Origin of the sequence: Hyphomicrobium sp. MC8b (genome assembly GCF_905067615.1) — a bacterium.
GTDB lineage: Bacteria > Pseudomonadota > Alphaproteobacteria > Rhizobiales > Hyphomicrobiaceae > Hyphomicrobium_B.
Genome location: NZ_LR898465.1, coordinates 1,632,974 through 1,655,410 on the forward strand (window position 1 = coordinate 1,632,974; position 22,437 = coordinate 1,655,410).

Genomic DNA, 22,437 nt, shown 5'->3' on the forward strand with positions numbered 1-22,437 from the left:
GCGGGGTGCTCCGCACACGGGTTTCTCACCCCGTGCGGACCTGCCTTCCGCCTTGTCCGCATCGCGCGCGTGAGGCGAGCGGGTCGGGCTGTCCCACCCGAGCGCCGCGCGACGCCTCGCGCGATGCCCTTGCCGGATGGGTGAGGGGATTATCGTGCAGGCGGAGAGGGCGGGGATAAGTTTTTTTGAGTGCGCGGGCGGCCGGCTCGATGAAGGAAGGCGCGATGCGCCGATAAAAAAGGCGTCATTCGCTGCATACTTTCGACATCAACTTTGAAAGGTATGATTTTAGATCGTTGAACGCAGACGGGCGGTGCTGAACTATGTGCCGGCTCAACGTGATTGTGTCGCGAACTTTATCAAAGCTCAGCTTTGCATCTGTTAGTGAGGTGATTGCCTTGGCGATAAGCCGGGCTCCATCCACTTGGGTGAGCCACACTTCATCATAGATATCTTCGGACCAGGATTTTTCGCTAGAAAACTCAGACGATTCTCCGAGTTTGAAAAGAACTTCGAGCACTTTCTCTGGAGTTATAGTGCCTATCAGGTCCGGCATATGCAAAGTAATGAGCGCACATATCGCATCTGGATCGATTAAGTAACATTCGAAGCAGCGACGAGGAAGAAATAATAATCGGCCGTTGGCCTTTTTTTCTATTTCTATTATCTGCTCAGGCTTTAACTGCTCGCGATCTAAACTAAATGCAATGGCATTGATTAGCGGGCTGGTGTGCTTCGAGATCGTCTCGTAGATGTTTATGATCCTCGATGCCTTTACGCCTTTGGCACTGAAGTCGCTGGTCGAAGCAACCGGCGAGAAGGTGGTTCCCTGGGGAATTTCGCCAATAAGTTCCGTATAAATGAATGGAAAGCAATTTGCTTCGGTGGGACCCTCCACCCAAATTATCCCATCGGCACCAAATACGTCAGACATAGAAATGCCGAGTTCCTGGGCCGCCGAACGCAGCGATGCGACTTCGTTTAGATTGAGACTTTCGACCGTTGAGTTGAATCCGTGCCGGCGGATAAGGTGAACGGTTGACGGCGACGAATGTGCGAGAACATCGGTTGAATGGCCGGAAATTAAGTATTGGTGTTCCGGGTAATATGAGTTGATAATGCGCAGTAGCGATTTTATAGCCAGTGGGTGTAGAAAAGCACTGATCTCGTCGATCACGATCACTGCATTGTCAAGCACGAGCAATACCGTCAGGATTGCAATAACTTGGGCGACTCCGGTTCCGCAGCTGTTGAGTTCGAATGCGAACTCGGGCTGCGACTGGTTTTTCGTCGGCCATATCCAAATTACAAATTCATTTTGATTTCCCGGAGCGGTGCTCACTGATATTGAGTGAACAGTTGGGAATATCGAACGCAGATATCTGCATAATGTTTCGAATTTGTCTTTGTATCTACCCTGCATTTCATTGACAACAGCAGGTAAATTTCTTGTTTGAAAATGCAGTCGATATGGATTCTCTTTTACGTCGCACCGTCCGATCGAGAAGCGTTGAGAGTCAAAGTAAAATAACTTTTGATCAAAATAGGGAGAGATGGACTCATTGGCGTTTTGGGATTTTTCGTATCTTCCGGAAAATTTCAATGTCCCGTCGGATACCCGGAGCCTGGATAGCAATCTGGTGTTATCGTCAACGTGTTCAAGCCTATTCTGAGGCTTTCTCTTTAGATGGAAACTAAAGATCGCCGACTGATCTATCGGTAAAGCGTTGTCCGGAGGTCCCCAGTAAACGTCTTGGCCTCCTTGAAGAAATGCCGTTTCGAGTTCAGCTCCGGTAAGTTCCAAATCGACGTAGAGCAGGGGTGACTGCAAGCGAACCTCAAGGTAATTTTCGAGTGTGCGGTGAGGGTTTCCGTCAAATAGCCCCGATAATGCTCGCAATAGCGCCGTCTTGCCCGAGTTGTTCTGTCCAATAAATAGATTTATTCCGGGATCAAGATTTATCCAGCCGGAGTTCTCAAAGCTGCTGTAGTTCAGTATTTTGAATCTCTTTATTTTCATTCTATAATTTTCTCCCTCAATTCTTGTCGATCTTCTAAATTCACAATATCGGCTGCTCTGAATCCGGATATGCGGTCAATCGGGTCGTCGAGGCTGTAATGTCTAAAGCAACCAAGAGCGTGGGACTAGCGGACTCTGCCCTCACGAAAGTCTAATTGGAGGAATGGTATTGGCGGGATGGAATTTGCGATACAGCCAAGCGTTGATCGGTGCCGCTCCTAGGCTGTCAGTACCCACTCCCATCCTTCCGCGTAAACTGCCACTTTCCGTCCGGGCCGAGTGAGGCTTTGAGGTCGTCGCTCGGATAGCTGCCTTCGTCGCCGGGGGTGCGGTCGCCGATCTCGAGATAGACGACGTCGCGCGTCGTCCGGTTCACAAGGTGATGGGCGATGCCTGCCGCGGAGAAGCCCGCGCACATCCCGGGCTCCATATCGATCTCGCCCGTGTCGGTGACGAGCGTCGGCGTGCCTTCGAGAATATAGACGAACTCGTCCTGCTTGCTGTGGCGATGCAGCAGCGCGGACTCGCCGCCCGGCAGAAGCCGCGTCAGGTTCACGCCGAAGTTCTTCAGACCGAAGATGTCGCCGAGCGGGCGCTTCTCGCGCTTGCCCATGCGGCTGAAGAAGGGCTCCGGATAGTTCGACGGTTTGGTGCGAAGGGGCGCGTCCTCGGCTTTGATCGCGAGCGGCGGGTTTGCTTCGTCGTCGGCCAAAGTACTCTCCGTCAGCCCCTCACCCTAACCCTCTCCCCGCGAGCGGGGAGAGGGAAGAGAGTTACTCCGCCGCCTGCTTCTTGCTCGCTCTTTTGTTTGCGGCTTCCGACACGCCTCCGGCGCGCCGGCCGGAAGCCGCGCTCCGCGCCAGCACCGGCTTCAGGTACTGCCCGGTGTAGCTTTCCTTGACCTTTACGATGTCTTCGGGCGTGCCGGCAGCAACGATCGTGCCGCCGCCGTCGCCGCCTTCGGGGCCGAGGTCGATGATCCAGTCGGCGGTCTTGATGACTTCGAGATTGTGCTCGATGACGACGACGGTGTTGCCCGCGTCCGCCAGCTCGTGCAGCACCTCGAGCAGTTTCGCGACGTCGTGGAAGTGCAGGCCCGTCGTCGGCTCATCCAGGATGTAGAGCGTGCGGCCGGTCGCGCGGCGGCTCAATTCCTTCGACAGCTTGATGCGCTGCGCCTCGCCGCCCGAGAGCGTCGTCGCCTGCTGGCCGATGTGGATGTAGCCCAAGCCGACGCGCGCGAGCGTTTCGAGCTTGTCGCGGATCGACGGCACGGCCTTGAAGAAGTCGGCGCCTTCCTCGACCGTCATGTCGAGAACGTCGGCGATCGACTTCTCCTTGAAGGTGACGGCGAGCGTTTCGCGATTGTAGCGCTTGCCCTTGCATTCCTCGCACGTGACGTAGACGTCGGGCAGGAAGTGCATCTCGATCTTGATGACGCCGTCGCCCTGGCAGACCTCGCAGCGGCCGCCTTTCACGTTGAACGAAAAGCGACCCGGTTCGTAGCCGCGCGTTTTGGCTTCGGGCAGGCCGGCGAACCATTCGCGGATCGGCGTGAAGGCGCCGGTGTAGGTCGCGGGGTTGGAGCGCGGCGTGCGGCCGATCGGCGACTGGTCGATGTCGATGATCTTGTCGAAGTGCTCGATGCCGGTGATCTTGTCGTGCTCGCCGGGGTGGTCTTTGGCGTTGTTCAGCTTGCGCGCGACGGCCTTGAAGAGCGTGTCGATCAGCAGCGTCGATTTTCCGCCGCCGCTGACACCCGTGATGCAGGTGAAGAGGCCGACGGGGACGGACGCGGTGACGTTCTTCAGGTTGTTCTCGCGCGCGCCGGTGACGGTGAGCATGCGTTTGGGGTCGGGCGCGCGGCGGTTTTTCGGGACGGGGACAAAGCGTGTGCCGGACAGGTATTCGCCGGTGATGCTTTGGGGTGAGTCCATAATGTCTTGCGGCGTGCCTTGCGCGATGACCTTGCCGCCGTGGACGCCCGCGCCGGGGCCGATGTCGACGACGTGGTCGGCGGTCATGATCGCGTCCTCGTCGTGCTCGACGACGATGACGGTGTTGCCGATGTCGCGCAGGTGTTTCAGCGTCTCGAGCAGGCGGTCGTTGTCTTTCTGGTGCAGGCCGATCGACGGCTCGTCGAGCACGTAGAGCACGCCGGTTAGCCCTGAGCCGATCTGCGAGGCGAGGCGGATGCGCTGCGATTCACCGCCGCTCAGCGTTCCCGAGGAGCGCGAGAGGGTGAGGTATTCGAGGCCGACGTCGTTCAGGAACTTCAGGCGGTCGCGGATTTCCTTCAGGATGCGCGTCGCGATTTCCGACTGCTGCTTGGTGAAGGTTTTCGGGATCTCGCTGAACCAGACGTTGGCGGCCTTGATCGAGAGATCGCAGACCTCGCCGATGTGTTTGCCGCCGACTTTGACGGCGAGAGCTTGCGGTTTCAGGCGGAAGCCCTTGCAGCCTTCGCACGGGTGCGCGGCCTGATAGCGCGAGAGTTCCTCGCGGACCCAATCGCTGTCGGTTTCCTTGAAGCGGCGGGCGATGTTGCCGATGACGCCTTCGAACGGCTTTTCGGTGGAGTAATTGCGCGTGCCGTCCCAGTAGGTGAACGTCACGTCCTCGTCGCCGGAGCCGAACAGAAGCGCGAGCTGGACGTGCTTCGGCAGCTTCTCCCACGGCGTCTTCATCGAGATCTTGTAGTGCTTGGCGAGGCTTTCGAGCGTCTGCTCGTAATAGGGCGATGAGACGCCGGTTTTCGCCCACGGGAAGATCGCGCCTTTTTCGAGCGAGAGCGCGCCGTCGGGCACGACGAGGTCGGGCTCGAAGCGGAGTTCGGAGCCGAGGCCGTCGCAGACCGGGCAGGCTCCTGCGGGAGCGTTGAACGAGAACAGGCGCGGCTCGATCTCGTCGATCGTGAAGCCCGACACGGGGCACGCGAAGCGGGACGAGAATAGGATGCGCTCGTGTGTGTCGTTCTTCGACTTGTTGGCGCCTTCGGTTTCGGCTTTCGACAGCGGCTTGTCGACGTATTCGGCGATGGCGAGGCCGTCGGACAGTTTCAGCGCCTGTTCGAATGAGTCCGCGAGGCGGGTGCCGATGTCTTTCTTCACGACGATGCGGTCAATGACGACGTCGATGTCGTGTTTGTATTTCTTGTCGAGCTTCGGCGCGTCTTCAATCGCGTAGACGGTGCCATTGATCTTGAGGCGCTGGTAGCCCTTCTTCTGCCACTCGGCGATTTCCTTGCGGTACTCGCCTTTGCGGCCGCGCACGACGGGAGCAAGCAGAAGCAGGCGCGTGCCGTCGGGCAGCGCAAGCACGCGATCGACCATCTGCGCGACGGTCTGGCTTTCGATCGGCAGGCCGGTCGCGGGCGAATAAGGAACGCCGACACGGGCGAACAGCAGGCGGAGGTAGTCGTAGATCTCCGTCACGGTGCCGACGGTGGAGCGCGGGTTCTTGCTCGTCGTCTTTTGTTCGATGGAGATGGCGGGCGACAGGCCGTCGATGTGATCGACGTCCGGCTTCTGCATCATCTCCAAGAACTGGCGGGCGTATGCCGACAAGCTCTCGACGTAGCGGCGCTGACCCTCGGCGTAGATCGTATCGAAGGCGAGGGACGATTTGCCCGACCCCGACAATCCCGTGAATACGACGAGCGCGTCGCGCGGGATTTCGATGTCGACGTTTTTGAGGTTGTGTTCGCGCGCACCCCGGACGTGGATGGTCTTCATCAGCTCGGAGGCGGGGCGGGAATTGGGTTTTGTCGATTTGGCCATGAGAACCGTCTAGCCGAGGGGTGGCGGGACTGGCAATGGAACCCGACGGCGCGGGGGCAATATGGGGGCGGGGTGCGGCATAAAACAGTCCCGCGACCGTGACGCTTGGCTGTCCGGCTGGTTATTCGGTGGCGTCCTAGCCGGCGTCTGGGGGATTGTCCGGCGTGCGGGCCGGGTCCGGGTCGACGATAGGGGCAGGCGAGGGCGTGTCGAGAGCGACGATCATGGCTCCAGCCGTTTCCCGTGAGCCCTGGACGACGTCGGAGGCTCCGTATTGCTTCAGGTAGGCTTCCTCGGCGTCCGAATGGGCACGGGCGATGATCTGCAGGCCGGGATTGGCGGCGCGGCCCTGGGCGACGATCTGGCCAGCCTCGAAGCAGTCGGGAATGGCGACGATCAGCGCGCGGGCGTCCTTCAGATTGGCCGACGCCAGATCGGTGACGGCGTTGGCGGCCACGGCGTCAAGACCGCGAGCTTTCAGCGTTTGGGCGGTGTCGTCCCGGTCGTCCATGACGAACAGCGGGATGCCGCGTTCGATCAGTTTCTCGCCGATCACGCTTCCGACCCGGCCGAAGCCGACCAGGACGGTGTGGCCGGTTTTCGACGTGACATGGGCCAGCTCTGATGCCGGTTTGGCTGTCTGGGGCTCAGCGGCGCTGGGCGCCTGACCGGGAGCTTGCCCTGCGACTTGTCCTGGGACTTGCCCCGCGGGCGCCGGTTCTTTCGGCTTCGGAGGTTCGGCCGACAGAGCCGGGCCGTAGCGTTCGACGGCGAGGAACAGCAGCGGGTTGAGCATGATCGAGAGCAGCGCGCCCGCCAGGATCAGTTCACGCCCCTCGACAGGGAGCAACTTCAGCGTCACGCCGAGTCCGGCGAGAATGAACGAGAATTCGCCGATCTGGGCGAGGCTGGCGGCAATCAGCAGCGCAGTGCGCATGCCGTGGCCGAAGGCGAGGACGATCAGCCATGCGGCAAGTGATTTGCCGACAATGATAATCGCGATGACGGCCACGACGCGCAGCGGATTTTCGACGATGATATTGGGATAAAACAGCATCCCGACCGACACGAAGAACAGGACCGCGAAGGCGTCGCGCAGCGGCAGCGTTTCATTGGCTGCGCGCTGACTCAATTCAGATTCACTCAAGATCATGCCGGCGAAGAAGGCGCCGAGCGCCAGCGAGACTCCGAACAGCTTGGCCGCTGCAAAAGCGACGCCGAGCGCGATCGTCAGCACGCCGAGGCGGAACAGTTCGCGCGAACCTGTGTGCGCAATGTGGTGCAGGATCGCCGGAATGAGCCTGCGGCCGCCGAGCAGCATGACGGCGACGAATGCGGCGACTTTCAAAAGCGTGACGGCGAGCGTCATCGCCAATTCGTTCGGCGAGTGAGCTCCCGCCGCGTTGGCGCTCTCGGTGCTCAGCAGCGGGGCAATGGCGGGCAGGATCACGAGTGTCAGGACCATGACGAGGTCCTCGACGATCAGCCAGCCGACCGCGATGCGGCCCTGATCGGATTTGACGAGACGTCGTTCCTGGAGCGCACGCAGCAGCACGACCGTGCTGGCGACAGAGAGTGCGAGACCGAAGACGAGGCCTGCACCCAACGACCATCCGAATGTCGTCGCGAGGCCGACGCCCATCGCGGTCGCGACGGCGATCTGGACGAGGGCGCCGGGCACGGCGATGGCGCGCACCGCCAGCAGCTCCGACATGGAGAAATGCAGCCCGACGCCGAACATCAAAAGGATGATGCCGATTTCCGCGAGTTCGTTAGCGAGGCCCTGGTCGGCAACGAAACCCGGCGTGAAGGGGCCGACGGCGACGCCGGCAAGCAGGTAGCCGACGATAGGAGAGATGCGAAATCTCTGGGCGATGGCTCCGAAAATGAAGGCCAGCGATAGGCCGACGACGATCGTAGCGATGAGCGGGGTATCGTGGGCCATTCCAGATGCGGCACCTCCTGAAGGCCGTTCCTCAGTTTGCCCGGCTCAAGGCGAAACAATCAAGCCCCGCGGGAATTTAGGCGGGAGATTTCAAAGATGAGGGAGTTGGTTTTAGGGACCAGGTTCTGATGCCAAGGGTGCGGCTTCGTGGGTTCCCCTGTTCATCTTGGCTTTGCCTCGGGGAGGACGGTGTTTCCGCGACGCCCGTCCCCCCAAACGTCATCCCGGCGCAGGCCGGGATCCAGTCAAACCTCGACACCGAAGATACGGATACTTGCCTGGGTGCCGACCTTCGTCGGCATGACGGTGGTTGATCAGCCCGCGCGATTACAATGAGGACACCCGCCCCGCGGGGAACGGTGTTCATGCGGTGATATTCACGTGGTTGTCAGGATGCCGTCAGCATTCAGCCTTGACGGCAGGGTAAGCGTCGCGGAAATGAACCGCGGATCGTTATCGATGGGGGCATCACGTGAGCGACGCGCCGTCTCTTCTCAACTTTTCACATCCGGCTCATCCGGTGAACCGGACGCTGACGGTGGTCAAGCTGCTGGTGCTTGCGGTATCCGTCGCCGCGGCCGTGCCGACCGCGCGCAACTTGTATTTCTCCTGGAAGAACGACGTGCCGTTCAGTCAGGTCGATCATCGCCTGGCGCAGGCAGCGTTGCTGGAGAAGAATTTCGACTGCCGGATCGCGTATCGTTCGCTGACGACGCAGGGCAATGCGCAGGTTGAGGTCGGATCGTGTGCGAAGACCGGTGACATCTCGATCCGCGTGAAGAGCGCGGACGGTCAGGTCAACTACGAATGGATTGCATTCGATCAGTTGCCGAAGCCTGTTTCGAAAACGGCAAGCTTGTGGGACTTGATCGTATCGCGCGCGATGGCGGATGAAGCCGCACGGCGGGACGTGCCGTTCAATGTTGCGCAGGATGTGACGGTGCTGTGCCAGGCGAAGTCGGGCGACAACATCATTCGCGTCGTGCAATCCGGCGGACAGTGCACGCGCGAAACCGTTTCGATTTTCCGCGGCTCCGTCGAGAAAAGCGCGAGTGTGCCTTGCGATAAGGCGTGTCCTATAAAGTAGCGACTTCCGACTCCCCTCCGGGGAGCCGGCAGGAAGGCGCGGAGAGTTTTTTGATAGTGCTCGGCGACACGCGTTCCGCGCGCTGACCGCCGAGCACGGCAGTTTTTGATTGTCGCTTCGAACTCCGCTTCGCGGAGCCGGCCGGAAGCGACGGATGTTTCACCATTCGTCCTTCTGCGGCAGGCCGTCGGCGATGTCGTAGTAATCGGACTTCGAGCCGACAAAGATGTGCTCCTTGATCTTGAGGCCCGTCGGTCTGTCGAGCGTTCCGGCGGTGACATAGATTTCTTCGCTGCCGGGGGACTGCCAAAAGAGATTGCTACCGCAGCGCATGCAGAAGCCGCGGTTGCCGGCATCCGACGACGGGTACCAGCGCAGCGTCTCGTCGTTCAGCAATTTTATGTCTGCGGCGGCGCAGCTCGTCATCGCAGCGTAATTTCCACTCGTCTTCGCGCATATCGAACAGTGACACGCGAGGATCGGGTTGAGTTCGCCGCCGATTTCATAGCGGACACCTCGGCAATGGCAGCTTCCTGTGGCGTGAACGGTCATTAGCAACGAATATCCTTCGAACGGCGATGCGGCTCGCAGTAAAATCACTGATATTGCGCGAATTTCAAACATTACCGATGAGAATTGTGATCGCTTTCTCCCTGATGACAACTTGACGACCGGGGTTTTGAGGCACACATTTCTTTTTGTGACGGTGCCGCTCTCGCTAGCTGTTCCGGTAATTGCGTCTCGGCCGAGGGGTCGATGAGCTGCGGAATGGAGACGCGAGCCGCAAGGGCTTCACGTGGTGCGTATGGGTCCCGTGAGGCGCATGTGGAACGTGGTAGGCGTGACGTTGAAACAGATCGAGGAGAGGAGATGACTCCACCGGGTTATCAATCAGGACCTCGAGACTTGTTCACGGGGTCAGCAGCTTGACAAGCGCTCTCGAGATTGTGGCCACGCTTGGCTCAGCTGCACTCGCTGCTACAATTTGGATATCTCACACGAGGGAGGCGGTCCGTGCGGCCGCTAGAGCCTCGCATTCAAAGGCCCGGTTTTAGTCTGGGCGAACCATCGAAGGTAAAAAACACAGCCCCGCGCGAATCCGAGGATTCGGCGGGGTTAGTTTTTTATTGTTGGCGAAGTTTTTTGTTGTCGCTTCCGACTCCGCTTCGCGGAGCCGGCCGAAAGCGACGGGCCGCTAGGGTGCCGGTTGGTATTCGCTGACTGTCCAAAGATTTCCTTCGGGATCTTCAAGATCGAACCCCATCACTCCGTCGGGAAATGCCGGCGAACTCGTCCTGCGAAGAGGGCGAAGGAGCTTCGCTTCGGCTTTTAACGCCAAGCGATGATAATTTTCGACCGCGTCGACGTTTTCCGCAACGAGGCAGATGCAGGTTTTCCCGACCCTCGACCATGCCCCGTCGGCTGGAATCGTGGAGACGAAAATCATTCCGTTCCGCCAGGCAAGTTCTGCGAACACGACTTTACCGTTGGGACCATCGTAGGATGCGACGACGCGAAAGCCGAGCGCCGATACCAGCCAATCAATCGCCGATCCAAGATCGGCATAATAGGCGCCCGGAACTACGGCGGGACCGTCAGTCGGAGAGCTCATCGTCATCCCGCATCAAGATTGAGAATGCCGAAGCGGCAGCGATGTCGAAACCCTAATCCTTGTGGTTCGTGATCGCGACGAATTTGTCGTCGTTCTGGGCACGGCGTTCGTGCATCAGGAAGTCGTAGTAGCCGCAGCGACCGGAGCCCGGGTATGCGCGGCAGGCGGCGGGGCGCGCCTTATAGATCGTGCAGCAGCGCTTCTTGGTGTCGAAGAACTGGCAGATGCGGCCGTAGTGCTTATCGCGCTGGCGGCGCATGATGTACTTGTGGCCGTGGGCTTCGCGCGTAAAGCGCCGCTTCGCGGTTTCGTATTTCAGGTCGAAATGCTTGGCGAGGCGTTCCACGTCGCGCTTGTTCAGCGCAATGACCGGATACGAACAGCAGTATCCTGGGCAATTCAAACAATTGTACTGAGCCATTGCGGCTTTGGTGCTCCCGCGTGCGCACGCCATCCTCTGGGTAACGGCCTTAGATCATGCGGCGCGGCAGTCAAGACGGCATTCGCGGCGAACGCGACATTCCGGTGAGACCGTGGCGCGATGAGTTAATTTGCTTGCGCCTAGTGGGGCGGGCGCTATATAGAACAATGAGAGAACATTGCTGTCCCCGCCCGGTCGATTAGGCCGTGGAGAACGATAAATGAAGTGAAGAAGGTGGCGGGGAGAGCCTTTAAAGTCAGAACGATTCCGCGCTATCCGAATGGCGCGTCTATGCAACTATTCATGCCGGCTGGCGAGCATGCCGCCGGTCGTCGCGAGGGAACGCGGTTGCGTTCCTCGCGTTCAGTCACGTTCAGTCAAGGAGACGAGTGAAATGGCAGGGTCGGTCAACAAAGTTATTCTGGTCGGCAATGTCGGCAAGGATCCGGAGATCCGCCGCACGCAGGATGGCCGCCCGATCGCCAACTTGAGCATCGCGACGAGCGATACCTGGCGCGACAAGCAGACGGGTGAGCGCAAGGAAAAGACCGAGTGGCATCGCGTCGTCGTCTTCAGTGAGCCGTTGTGCAAGATCATCGAGCAGTACGTGAAGAAGGGCGCGAAGCTCTACATCGAAGGCGCACTGCAGACGCGTAAGTGGACGGATCAGTCTGGCGCGGAGAAGTATTCGACCGAGGTCGTCATCCAGGGCTACAACGGCACGCTGACGATGCTTGATGGCGCAGGCGGCGGACGCGGCGCGTCGATTGGTATGCAAGAGAGCGGTCCGGATTACGCGTCAGACGGCGGTTTCGGTTCGAGTTCGGGTGGTGAACCCCGGCGCGCGTCGGGTTCCAGGAGCGGCGGTTCGAAGCCGAGCTTCGACAAAGCGCTCGACGATGAGATACCCTTCTGATGGTCGCTTCCGACTCCGCTTGGCGGAGCCGGCCGGAAGCAATGGGCTTGGTGAGGCAGTCTTCTAGCTTCGCGTGGCGCCACGCGTTCCGCGAGCCGGCCGTCTCGCACGGAAGTTCCTGAGTTGTCGTTTCCGACGCCTTCGCGCCGCTGGCCGCGCAAGGGCGCCGGGATGACGTCGGAGGTGAGAACACCGGCCCGCGTTTTCTGAAGAAGACTGATAGCTTTTCCGTTGTGGTCGCGCGGTCCCATCACCACCGTCATGCCGACGGAGGTCGGCACCCAGGCAGATATCAATATGTTCGGTGTCGAGGCATGGCTGGATCCCGGCCTTCGCCGGGATGACGTTTGGGGATGGTATCGCGCCAAACACGGTCATCCACGGCCCCGGCCCGAGGATGACCCTCGTTCGACGCGTCTGCCAACTCTCTCCAGGGAGCCGACCGGATGGCGCGGAACTGCTAAGCCCCCAGAAAGCAGAAAGCGCCTAATGAGCAACGCCCGCTGCGATTGGCGCCTTGGTCTTGTTGAACTGGAAGGCTTTCTCCGACTGCACCTCGATGAAGAGGTGCTGCACTTCCGGGTAACGAGCCTTGATCGCGGTCTGCAAACGGCCGGTCACGTCTTCGACGGTTCGGGCACTCACCCAGTCTTCGAAGTCGACGCTGGCCGTGACCAGCACGTCTTGCGGTCCCAGATGCATCGTGCGGATTTCGTTGATGGTGCGGATCGGTTTGTCACGTCCGATTTCCTTGGCGATGATTTCATTCAACCCGGCTTGGACTGCGCGCGACGCCGACTCGCCGACGATTAACGAGCGAATTTCGCCCGACATGAAAATGGCAACGAAGCCCAGCACGCAGCCGATCAAAATCGAGGCGATGCCGTCAGCCTGCTCGTAGCCGCCGAAGTCAGCCGCGAATGTGCCGATCAACGCAATCGTCAGGCCGACCATCGCGGCGCTATCTTCAAGCACGATCGCAAACAGCGAAGGGTCTTTCGATGCCCTGAGCGCTGCGATGAACCCGAGGCCCGACGGGCCGCGTCGCGTATTGAATTCTCCGACGGCCTTCCACGTCGAAAAACCTTCGAGGGCCATCGCGACGAGCAGCACGATGTAGACGACGTAGACGTCGTGTATCGGGTGCGGATGGAGCATCTTTTCGATGCCTTCGTAGATCGCAACGCCGGCGCCGAGCGCGAACAGCACCATCGCGACGATGAAGCTCCAGAAATAGATTTCCTTGCCGTAACCGAATGGATGTTGAGCGTCGGCAGGCATTGCGGCGCGCTTGATCCCTAGAAACAGCAGAAGCTGGTTGGACGTATCGACGAGCGAGTGAATGGCTTCTGAGAGCATCGCAGAAGATTGCGTCCACGCCGCCGCCACGAATTTTGCGGCGGCAATGCCTAGGTTACAGGCAAATGCAACGACGATAACGGCTTTCGATCCGCCGGTGTCCACGCTTCTGGTCTCCCTCGATGATGTTCGGCTATGCGTACCCGATCGACAGGGAGCGCGTCCACCCGCTCTAGGCCAGCGTCTCGATGATTGAGCGTAGCGTTAGCAGCGATGGCCGGAACTAGACGACTTGAGGCAGGGACCTTTCGGCAGGGAGGGGCGTATTGGCGGTCGCAGTTAGATGCCGCGATGGCCAGGACGTTGTGCCGGCGTCGGTGGTTGCGAAATATCGGCTGACTGCCGGGTAACACACCAGCGCGAGCGCCATCCCGCCAAACACGTCGACCACGTAATGCGATCCGATGGGCACACACGAAAAGAGCATCAGGATATTGACCGGAACAAAAATCCAGCGAAGCGCTGGTATGGCCAACCAGCCGTAAGCGAGCAGCATTGCGCCGACCGCGTGATAGCTTGGGAAGGTGACCAAGCCATTTAGCGACAGTTGGCGCTCTCCGGCGCGGATGGCGTTGAGAATGTGCGCCACGCCCCATGCCGTATTCGTTCGCATGTCCGGAAAATCGGCATGCGTATAACCGAGATACACATATCCCGTTTGCGCCGGAACGAACGTGAAGACCGCGATCGTGATGAGCAGCGCGACGGTCGACGTGCCGAGAACGCGCCGCAGGCGTTCAGGGTTATAGCGGGCTAGCAGCGGAAAAAGGATCAGCGGCTGCCACAGCAAGCTTTTATAAACGTAGGACAAGGTGACAGACAGATCCGGCCGGTCGCGCGTCCATTCCACGATCGCGCGCCAATCGAAGCCCAACGTTCGGTCCGCGGCCAGAAGGGCAGCATCCTGATAGGGCATGTCGAGCGATGCAGCCATTGTCGAAAGCCCAGGGATGGTGAACGCCACGGCAAGAGTGACCGCCACGCTTTCAAAAGCGAGGGCAGACCGCAGATATCCGCGGTTGCTGAGCGAAATGGCCCCTCCAAGGAAGACGACGACAAATGCCAGGCGATTGAGTGTCACGACCCAGTCGCCGTATTTGAACGGTCCGATCGTACAGCCGGCGACGAGGATGATTGTTGTCAGTCCGATGAGCCACCAAGACGGTCTGGCAGCACGGGCCCAGAAAATTCGGAGTGTCGGCCGATCCTGTGCGGACCGATCCGGCTCATTTGCCTGAAAGACCAAATCCCAGGGTAAGTTCGACATTCTGCAATCCCAAAGATGGGATTGAGGGATAGGCCGAAAATGCTGAAAGGCGCATTAAGCCGGTGCGGAATATCCCTTAAGATACGTTAGGATTTAAGCATAAAGGCCCGGAAAACTCCGGGCCTTTATTGGTCTCGCTGCCGGTTCTGGTCGGGCGTTTATTTCAGCGGCACGGATTCGCTGCTGCGGCCGCTGAGGAGATCGGCAAGGTTGAAGCGATAGCCAACGCCGGCCGAGACGATGAGGGGATCGACGTCGACCTTGGCGGTGATGCCCGTTCCGCGCCAATTTGCATCGGTATCCAGCCAGATCTTTTTGACGTCGGCGTTTAAATACCAGCCGTTTCCGATTTCATAGTCGACGCCGCCCTGGAGGGCGAAGCCGAAGGAGTCGCTCAGGTGTAGATTGCCGCCGAGCTCGCCACTATTGGTATTGAAGTAATGGATGTATTGAAAACCAACGCCACCATATGGCTTGAAGCCCATGATCGGGTCCATATGGTATTGCAGCGTGACCACTGGCGGGAAAGCCCAGAAGTTTCCGAGGTTGGTGCCGTTGATGGCGCCCTTGCCCTCGGCGCTGAACTTGGCGAAGCAACAGAAAAGTTCAGCCGCGATGTTCTTGGTAAAGAAATGGGTGATCGTGAGTGACGGGATCGTTTCCGTGCTGATCTCGGCGTCGGCGCCCGACAATGTGGTGCCGCCGCTATAGACGTGCGCGCCGGAGTCCGGAACGACAACAGAGCCCTCGACACGAACCAAAGTGTCGCCGCTGTAGTCGCCAGCCCGCGCCGATGCCGACGCCGATATCAACGCAAGCACCGTCAACGTCCCTATCCCAAGCCGCCGCATTCTCAATTCCCCTTCTTCAAATTTTCCTGCCATCGCAAAGTCGCGTTCGACTCGATGGCTCCCTTTCGAGTTATCGTTGCGTTGCGGAGGAAGGCACAGAGCGCTCTAAGCCTCTCTCCTGATGGGAGTCAGAGCGGCGGCGTGATTGGGTTCGCTGTGACACGAGCGACACGGCATTTATTGATTCACATCAAATGCTACGTCTCGTGACGGTTGGATAACACTAACCGAATGGCCGGATATGCCGGCGCGAGTCGGGCCACATGCTCCCATGACATATGACGTTGCCTCACGATTGACGCCACGCAGTGAAGACCGCGTGCAGTTGGAACCGGGATTAGCGGGGATTGGCAGGCTTCGAAGCCGCGCGCAGTTCGTTCGCCTTGGCAATCGATATGCGCTTTCCTCTCTCGGATCGGGAAATGTCTACGTGGCGGCGAAAGGTGTTGCCGGCATGGAAGGCGGTGCGCCAGGATCGGATGTACGCGTCATTACCGCGTTACTCTATCCGGGGGACGTTCTCGTTCCCGAGATGCAGCCGCCATTGTCGAATTTGGCGCTGGTCTCGCAGCGGCCGGCGGAGTTCTGGAAGCTGACGGCTTCAGCATTCGCCGAGGAGGCGGCGCGCGACAGTCAGCTTTGGCAGACGATCTTTGCGCGCATCAACGATCAGAATGCGCGGGCGCAGATGCACGCTGCGGAGATGTCTATTCTCAATTCAGAAGAGCGCGTCGCGGCGTTTCTGATCGAGGCGGGGACGCGGCTGGGTATTTCGTCGGGTGGTATGATCGCGTATGAGCTGCCGCTGTCGCGTTATAGCATCGCCGACTACCTGTCGCTCAATGCCGATACGATTTCGCGGACGTTCTCGGCTTTCAACACGGCGCGGATCATCGAGCGCCGTGGACGCTTCCAGATCGTCGTGCGCGACTGGCGGGCGCTGATGGACCGCTGCCCGATGAGCGAAGCCATCGTCGCCGCTCATGGCAATGGGCGGTTGCCGGTTATCCGCTGACGAGCTTTCTTTCAGCAACGCGATGATTGTCGTCTTTGGTTGCTGGCTGAGATGACCGATGTGGAAGGCGTTCCACTTCCAAAATCGTCATGGCCGCGGAGGCGGCCGTCTACGACGGACTTCGCCGGGGCGACGTCGTGCCTGAGGTGTCGTTGCGCTTCCGCTCAGTCATGCTCGGGACAAGCCCGAGCATGACATTTGTGGCGTGAAGCGATTACTCGCTGACGGCTTCCTGCGATTCTTCGGCCTCTTCCTCGGTGATGCGCTCGACCGAGACGACCTTTTCATCCGCGTCGGTCTTGAAGATGCGGACGCCCTGCGTGTTGCGGCCGGCGATGCGGATGTCGTGCACCGGGCAGCGGATCAGCTGGCCGCCGTCCGTCACCAGCATGATCTGGTCGTTTTCACCGATCGGGAACGAGGCCAGCAGGCGGCCGTTGCGCTCGTTCGCGACCATCGCGACGATGCCTTTGCCGCCGCGGCCCGAGGTGCGGAACTCGTATGACGACGAGCGCTTGCCGAAGCCCCTGTTCGACACCGTCAACACGAACTGCTCGGCAGCCTGCATTTCTGCGAAGCGCTCCGGCGTGAGTGTGATGGCGTCGCCGCTGGCTTCCTCGCCGTCGCTCTCTGCCGGAACGGTTTCGGCGTCCTCGGCATCTTCCGATCGGCGAAGTGCGTTCGCCTGCTTCAGATAGGCGGCGCGTTCTTCGGCGGGCGCCTCAAAATGATTGAGGATCGCCATCGAGATCACTTCGTCGCCGTCGTCGAGCCTGATGCCGCGAACGCCGGTCGAGTCACGCCCTTTGAAGAGGCGGATCTCGTCCGAGATCAGGAAGCGGATGCACTGGCCTTCCGCGCTGGTCAGCAGCACGTCCTGGTTCGGTGTCGAGATGGCGACCTGCACGATGCGGTCGCCCTCGTCGAGCTTCATCGCGATCTTGCCGTTTCGATTGATGTTCTCGAAGTCGGCCAGAGCGTTGCGGCGGACGTTGCCGGAGCGGGTGGCGAAGATCAGCTCAAGGTCGCCCCAGGTGGAGGAATCCTCCGGCAGCGGCAGGATCGAGGTGATGGCTTCGCCTTCTTCCAGCGGCAGCAGGTTGACGAGCGCCTTGCCCGGAGATTGCGGCGATGCAGCCGGCAGGCGCCAAACCTTCATGCGATAGCACATGCCGCGCGAGGAGAAGAACAGCACGGGCGTGTGCGTCGAGGTAACGAACAACTGCGTGACGAAATCCTCGTCGCGCGTCGACATGCCGGAGCGGCCTTTGCCGCCGCGGCGCTGGGCGCGATAGGCGGCGAGCGGCACGCGCTTGATGTAGCCCTTGTGGCTGACAGTCACGACGCAGTCTTCGCGCTGAATGAGGTCTTCGTCTTCGACGTCGCCGTCGAAATCCATGATCTCGGTTTTGCGCGGTGTCGCGAATTCGTCCTTGATCGACTGCAGCTCGCCCTTGACGATGTCGACGACGCGGGCGCGCGAAGCGAGGATCGCGAGGTATTCTTTGATCTCGATCGCGATCTTGTTCAACTCGTCGGAAATTTCGTCTCTGCCGAGGGCGGTGAGGCGGGCGAGGCGCAGTTCGAGGATCGACTTGGCCTGCTCTTCCGAGAGGCGATACGTGCCTTCGGCCGAAACCTTGTGGCGCGGATCAGCGATCAACTCGATCAGCGGCGTCATATCTTTCGCGGGCCAGTCGCGCGCCATCAACTGCTCTTTGGCTTCGGCGGGAGATGCCGAATAACGGATGAGCTTGATGACTTCGTCGATGTTGGCGACGGCGATGGCCAGGCCGACGAGGACGTGAGCGCGGGCGCGGGCCTTGTTCAACAAGTGCTTGATGCGGCGCGTCACGACTTCCTGGCGGAAGCTCGTGAAGGCCGAGATGAAGTCCTTGAGGTTCAGGCTTTCCGGGCGGCCCCCGTTGATCGCCAGCATGTTGGCGCCGAACGTCGTCTGCAGGTCGGAATATTTGTAGAGGTTGTTGAGCACCACGTCGGCGACGGCATCGCGCTTCAATTCGATGACGATGCGGATACCTTCGCGGTTTGATTCATCCCAAAGATCGGAGATGCCTTCGATCTTCTTGTCGCGCACGAGATCGGCGATCTTTTCGATCAGCGTGCGCTTGTTGACCTGATACGGAATCTCGGTGACGACGAGCGCCTCACGATCCTTGCGGATGTTCTCGACCTTGACGCGGGCGCGCATGATGATCGAGCCGCGGCCCTTGTGGTAGGCATTGAGAATGCCGCCGCGGCCGAGGATGATGCCAGCCGTCGGGAAGTCCGGGCCCTGGATGATCTGGGTCAGGTCTTCGAGACTGACCTCGGGATTGTCGAGGTCGGCGATGCAGGCATCGATGACTTCGCCCAGGTTGTGCGGCGGGATGTTGGTTGCCATGCCGACCGCGATGCCGCCTGCGCCGTTGACGAGCAGGTTCGGGAATTTCGAGGGCAGGACGGTTGGCTCTTGAATCGTACCGTCGTAGTTGTCGCGATAATCGACGGTGTCGTTGTCGAGGTCATCGAGCATGAAGCCCGCGACTTTGGCGAGACGCGATTCCGTGTAGCGTTCGGCTGCAGGCGGATCGCCGTCGATGGAGCCGAAGTTGCCTTGGCCGTCGACGAGGGGCACGCGCATAGAGAAATCCTGCGCGAGGCGCACGAGCGCGTCGTAGATCGCAAGGTTGCCGTGCGGGTGATATTTGCCCATCACTTCGCCGACGATGCGCGCCGACTTGACGTATTTTTTGTTCCAGTCGAGCCCGAGTTCGTTCATCGCGAAGAGAATGCGGCGGTGGACGGGCTTTAAGCCATCGCGCACGTCAGGGAGCGCGCGGGAAATGATGACGCTCATCGCGTAGTCGAGATAGGAGCGTTTCATCTCGTCCGAGATGGAGATCGGGCGGATGTCGCTCGGCTCGCGGCCGGACGGATTTTCTTCGTCGTTATTGTCGGTCAAAGTCAGCTCTTTCCGGGATGAGATCGGCGGGGGTGATACGCACCAGCGGCCGACGGGAAACCAGTGCTTATACTGTAGCCGAAACGGAAACCGAATGCCACCTGCGCGGCGTCGTGCCACGGCTCCACAGAATTTAGAAAATCTCTTTCATATCAAATGGTTATGGAGTCATGTTTGGGCGTGTTGCGATTGCCGCCGTGAAGCGCTGGCGAGATCGCGGCGAACGGCGTGGAATGGTGGCAGAATCGGTGCGCTGAAGACTACGCGGCCCACGCCTCCACAGGCCGCCTGCGGGCGTTTTTCGCGACGGCTGAAGGCCTCGGCTTTTCACGCGGAACGGCATTTCGTTCACTGCGTTGGCGAAGCAGGAACAAGTTGCAAAAAGCAAAACATCCGGCGCAGCGCCGGAGGGAGGACTGTGATGCGCGCGATATTCGCTGGCTGTGCAATTGCATTGTCGCCGATGCTGATCGAGACGACGTTTGCGGCGGAAGAGGTTGGGCCGGAAGCGTTCAATAACAATTGCCGGACCTGCCATTCGTGGAAGGAGGGCGACAATCGCCTCGGCCCGACCTTGCACGGCATTATCGGTCGCAAAGCAGGAACGGCTGAGGGGTTCAATTATTCGAATGCGATGAAGTCGTCAGGCATCACATGGGATGAGGCGACGCTCGATAAGTTCATCACCAACCCGAATGCGGTCGTTCCCAATAACAACATGAAGCCGTTCAGCGGCGTCGGCGACGCGGCGACGCGCAAGCAGATCATCGATTTTCTGAAGAGCAATCCGAAGTGAACTTGCGCGCGGTGAGAATGAATTTAATCCGTTGGCGGTGAATTCGGCCTGCTTAATTCTTGCGGTCCGCAGCATCTGATTTGCGCCCAGTCGTATTTGCGCTGTGGCCCAGCCGGCCTCACTGTCAATCACGAATGTTCGCGCAGACGTGACAATTTGCATTGACTTCGTGATTGCATTGCTCAATGTTCCCGGCCTGGGAATGGAATCTCCCGTAAAACCGCCCCGATGGCTGATGATTCCTACTGCGTTGATGTCCTCATTCTTTGAGTGAGGCCGCGGTAGGATCGTTTCTATTTTCCTGCCACGGGAGAGGCGTGTCTCTTTCATCAACTCAGAAGTCGGGGGGATGGAGGAGACAGTCGAGTGGTTGAGCTTTCCACGCTTGCAACCCCTCTCTTCTGAAACTCCTTCATCCTCCCGGCGACGGCCGAGTGGGCTCAGCTGCGTCGCGATAAGCGACGCTAGCACATGGAGGAAGTAATGAGGAAGTGGGCTAGCTCCACGGCCGCCGTTGCTCTGCTGGCAATTTCGTCGCCGGCCTGGGCCAACGAGGACGTGATTAAACTCTCGCAAGACCCCAACAATTGGGCCATTCAGTCGGGCGATTACAGCGGTCATCGCTATTCCAAGCTCGACCAGATCAACACCGGAAACGTCGGCCAACTCAAAGTGGCTTGGACGTTCTCGACCGGTGTGCTTCGCGGCCATGAAGGCGGTCCGCTCGTCGTCGGCGATGTCATGTACGTTCACACGGCATTTCCGAACATCGTCTATGCCTTGGATCTCGCGCACGAACAGAAGATCATCTGGAAGTACGTGCCGAAGCAGGACCCGTCGGTTATTCCGGTCATGTGCTGCGACACGGTCAACCGTGGCGTGCAATACGCTGAAGGCAAGATCTTCCTCCATCAGGCCGACACCGCCCTCGTCGCTCTCGACGCGAAGACGGGTAAGGAACTGTGGAAGGTCGTCGACGGCGATCCGAAGAAGGGCGAGACGGGCACGGGTGCTCCGCTTGTCGTCAAGGATAAGGTCATCATCGGCATCTCGGGCGCCGAATTCGGCGTTCGCTGCCATCTGACCGCTTACGACATCAACACCGGTAAGAAGGTGTGGCGCGCCTACTCGATGGGTCCCGACTCCGACATCCTCGTCGATCCGGAGAAGACCATGTCGCTCGGCAAGCCGGTCGGCAAAGACTCCTCGCTCAAGACCTGGAACGGCGATGAGTGGAAGATCGGTGGCGGTTCGACCTGGGGCTACATGTCCTACGATCCGGCACTAAACCTGATCTACTACGGCACGGGTAACCCTTCGACCTGGAACGCGGCTCAGCGTGCGGGACCGGATGGCAAGCCGATCGATCAGAAGTGGTCGATGACCTACTTCGCGCGCGACGTCGACACCGGTATCGCCAAGTGGGCCTACCAGATGACGCCGTTCGACGAGTGGGACTATGACGGTATCAACGAGTCTCTGCTCGCGACGATGAACATCAAGGGCAAGGAGCACAAGACGCTGACGCACTTCGACCGTAACGGCTTTGCTTATACGATCGATCGCGTCACGGGTGAGCCGCTCGTTGCCGAGAAGTATGATCCGATCGTCAACTGGGCGACCGGCATCGATCTCGACAAGTCGAGCCCGAACTACGGCCGTCCGATCCGCGTGAAGAAGTACTCGACGTTCGCGAACGGTACGGATTTTAACACGAAGGGCATCTGCCCTGCGGCTCTCGGAACGAAAGATCAGCAGCCGGCTTCCTATTCGGAGCTGACTCACCTGTTCTATGTGCCGACGAACCACGTCTGCATGGACTACGAACCGTTCAAGGTTTCGTACACGGCCGGTCAGCCTTACGTCGGCGCCACGCTTTCGATGTTCCCTGGCCCGGATAAGCCGGAGCGCATGGGTAACTTCATCGCGTGGGATGGCGCTAAGGGTAAGATCGTCTGGTCGGATCCGGAGCAGTTCTCGGTGTGGTCAGGTGCTCTGACGACGGCCGGCGGCGTTGCCTTCTACGGCACGCTCGAAGGCTACTTCAAGGCCGTCGACCAGAAGACCGGCAAGCTGCTTTACAAGTTCAAGACGCCGTCGGGCATTATCGGTAACGCGATGACCTACATGCACGATGGCAAGCAGTACGTTGCTGTGCTTTCGGGCGTTGGTGGCTGGGCCGGTATCGGTCTCGCTGCCGGCTTGACGAACCCGACCGATGGGCTCGGTGCCGTCGGTGGCTACTCGGGCCTGTCGGACTACACCAACCTCGGCGGTTCTCTGACTGTCTTCTCGCTGCCTTAGCGCTTCCTCCGTGACAGAAACGTCATAGGCTGCGAGCAACTTGGCCGGCGCGTTTTCGAACGTGCCGGTCCTTTGGCGATGTGGCTCCGCGCGAATGTGA

The 22,437-nt window shown here is 59.7% G+C and carries 16 protein-coding genes and 1 riboswitch; of the genes, 5 read left to right on the plus strand and 11 right to left on the minus strand.

Annotation, left to right across the window (positions count from 1 at the left end; translation table 11 throughout):
- Positions 1 to 244 precede the first annotated feature (244 nt).
- The 4 genes from ACLB1Z_RS07965 to ACLB1Z_RS07980 all read right to left on the minus strand — a co-directional run bounded on the left by ACLB1Z_RS07965 (position 245) and on the right by ACLB1Z_RS07980 (position 7,744).
- Entirely contained in the window at positions 245 to 2,020 is a 1,776-nt protein-coding gene (locus ACLB1Z_RS07965) for an ATP-dependent nuclease (protein WP_409562825.1), read from the minus strand.
- Between the two features lie 226 nt (positions 2,021 to 2,246).
- Complete coding sequence (locus ACLB1Z_RS07970; RefSeq protein ID WP_409562826.1) at positions 2,247 to 2,732, minus strand: cupin domain-containing protein; 486 nt, start codon at positions 2,730 to 2,732, stop codon at positions 2,247 to 2,249.
- Positions 2,733 to 2,793: 61 nt separating this feature from the next.
- A complete protein-coding gene (gene uvrA, locus ACLB1Z_RS07975) occupies positions 2,794 to 5,799 on the minus strand; it encodes an excinuclease ABC subunit UvrA (RefSeq protein WP_409562827.1) in 3,006 nt (1,001 codons plus the stop codon).
- A gap of 136 nt (positions 5,800 to 5,935) precedes the next feature.
- Complete coding sequence (locus ACLB1Z_RS07980; protein WP_409562828.1) at positions 5,936 to 7,744, minus strand: cation:proton antiporter; 1,809 nt, start codon at positions 7,742 to 7,744, stop codon at positions 5,936 to 5,938.
- A 472-nt stretch (positions 7,745 to 8,216) separates the two neighbouring features.
- Between ACLB1Z_RS07980 and ACLB1Z_RS07985 the strand changes: the two genes are divergently transcribed.
- Positions 8,217 to 8,831, plus strand: coding sequence for a hypothetical protein (locus ACLB1Z_RS07985; protein WP_409562829.1), 615 nt, complete (start codon positions 8,217 to 8,219; stop codon positions 8,829 to 8,831).
- Positions 8,832 to 8,990: 159 nt separating this feature from the next.
- On the opposite strand, the gene ACLB1Z_RS07990 is transcribed toward ACLB1Z_RS07985, so the two are convergent.
- The 3 genes from ACLB1Z_RS07990 to ACLB1Z_RS08000 form a co-directional block, all read right to left on the minus strand.
- A complete protein-coding gene (locus tag ACLB1Z_RS07990) occupies positions 8,991 to 9,383 on the minus strand; it encodes a GFA family protein (protein WP_409562830.1) in 393 nt (130 codons plus the stop codon).
- Positions 9,384 to 10,026: 643 nt separating this feature from the next.
- The gene (locus ACLB1Z_RS07995) at positions 10,027 to 10,443 is read right to left on the minus strand and encodes a VOC family protein (RefSeq protein ID WP_409562831.1); all 417 of its coding nucleotides are present in this window, start codon (positions 10,441 to 10,443) and stop codon (positions 10,027 to 10,029) included.
- Between the two features lie 52 nt (positions 10,444 to 10,495).
- The gene (locus ACLB1Z_RS08000) at positions 10,496 to 10,864 is read right to left on the minus strand and encodes a YkgJ family cysteine cluster protein (protein WP_013946982.1); all 369 of its coding nucleotides are present in this window, start codon (positions 10,862 to 10,864) and stop codon (positions 10,496 to 10,498) included.
- A gap of 394 nt (positions 10,865 to 11,258) precedes the next feature.
- On the opposite strand from ACLB1Z_RS08000, the gene ACLB1Z_RS08005 reads away from it, so the two are divergent.
- On the plus strand, positions 11,259 to 11,780 hold the full coding sequence (locus ACLB1Z_RS08005) for a single-stranded DNA-binding protein (RefSeq protein WP_409562832.1): 522 nt from the start codon (positions 11,259 to 11,261) through the stop codon (positions 11,778 to 11,780).
- A gap of 486 nt (positions 11,781 to 12,266) precedes the next feature.
- On the opposite strand, the gene ACLB1Z_RS08010 is transcribed toward ACLB1Z_RS08005, so the two are convergent.
- The 3 genes from ACLB1Z_RS08010 to ACLB1Z_RS08020 form a co-directional block, all read right to left on the minus strand.
- On the minus strand, positions 12,267 to 13,244 hold the full coding sequence (locus ACLB1Z_RS08010) for a cation diffusion facilitator family transporter (protein WP_409562833.1): 978 nt from the start codon (positions 13,242 to 13,244) through the stop codon (positions 12,267 to 12,269).
- Positions 13,245 to 13,362: 118 nt separating this feature from the next.
- Positions 13,363 to 14,406, minus strand: coding sequence for a phosphatase PAP2 family protein (locus tag ACLB1Z_RS08015; RefSeq protein ID WP_409562834.1), 1,044 nt, complete (start codon positions 14,404 to 14,406; stop codon positions 13,363 to 13,365).
- A 158-nt stretch (positions 14,407 to 14,564) separates the two neighbouring features.
- Positions 14,565 to 15,257: an OmpW/AlkL family protein gene (locus ACLB1Z_RS08020; protein ID WP_409562835.1), complete on the minus strand. Its 693-nt coding sequence runs from the start codon at positions 15,255 to 15,257 to the stop codon at positions 14,565 to 14,567.
- A gap of 430 nt (positions 15,258 to 15,687) precedes the next feature.
- Here ACLB1Z_RS08020 and ACLB1Z_RS08025 point away from each other — a divergent pair, with 430 nt between their 5' ends.
- Positions 15,688 to 16,272 (plus strand): Crp/Fnr family transcriptional regulator, encoded by a 585-nt coding sequence (locus tag ACLB1Z_RS08025; RefSeq protein WP_409562836.1) that lies wholly within the window; start codon positions 15,688 to 15,690, stop codon positions 16,270 to 16,272.
- 214 nt (positions 16,273 to 16,486) lie between these two features.
- Here the strand turns inward: ACLB1Z_RS08025 and gyrA are convergent, their stop codons facing one another.
- Positions 16,487 to 19,237 (minus strand): DNA gyrase subunit A, encoded by a 2,751-nt coding sequence (gene gyrA, locus ACLB1Z_RS08030; RefSeq protein ID WP_409562837.1) that lies wholly within the window; start codon positions 19,235 to 19,237, stop codon positions 16,487 to 16,489.
- Positions 19,238 to 19,658: 421 nt separating this feature from the next.
- Here gyrA and ACLB1Z_RS08035 point away from each other — a divergent pair, with 421 nt between their 5' ends.
- Together ACLB1Z_RS08035 and ACLB1Z_RS08040 are read left to right on the plus strand one after the other, a co-directional pair.
- On the plus strand, positions 19,659 to 20,033 hold the full coding sequence (locus ACLB1Z_RS08035) for a c-type cytochrome (protein WP_409562838.1): 375 nt from the start codon (positions 19,659 to 19,661) through the stop codon (positions 20,031 to 20,033).
- Positions 20,034 to 20,222: 189 nt separating this feature from the next.
- Positions 20,223 to 20,285: riboswitch (Fluoride riboswitch) on the plus strand.
- 231 nt (positions 20,286 to 20,516) lie between these two features.
- Positions 20,517 to 22,337 carry a methanol/ethanol family PQQ-dependent dehydrogenase gene (locus ACLB1Z_RS08040; protein WP_409562839.1) on the plus strand — a complete coding sequence of 607 codons (1,821 nt, stop codon included), beginning with the start codon at positions 20,517 to 20,519 and terminating at the stop codon, positions 22,335 to 22,337.
- Positions 22,338 to 22,437 lie beyond the last annotated feature (100 nt).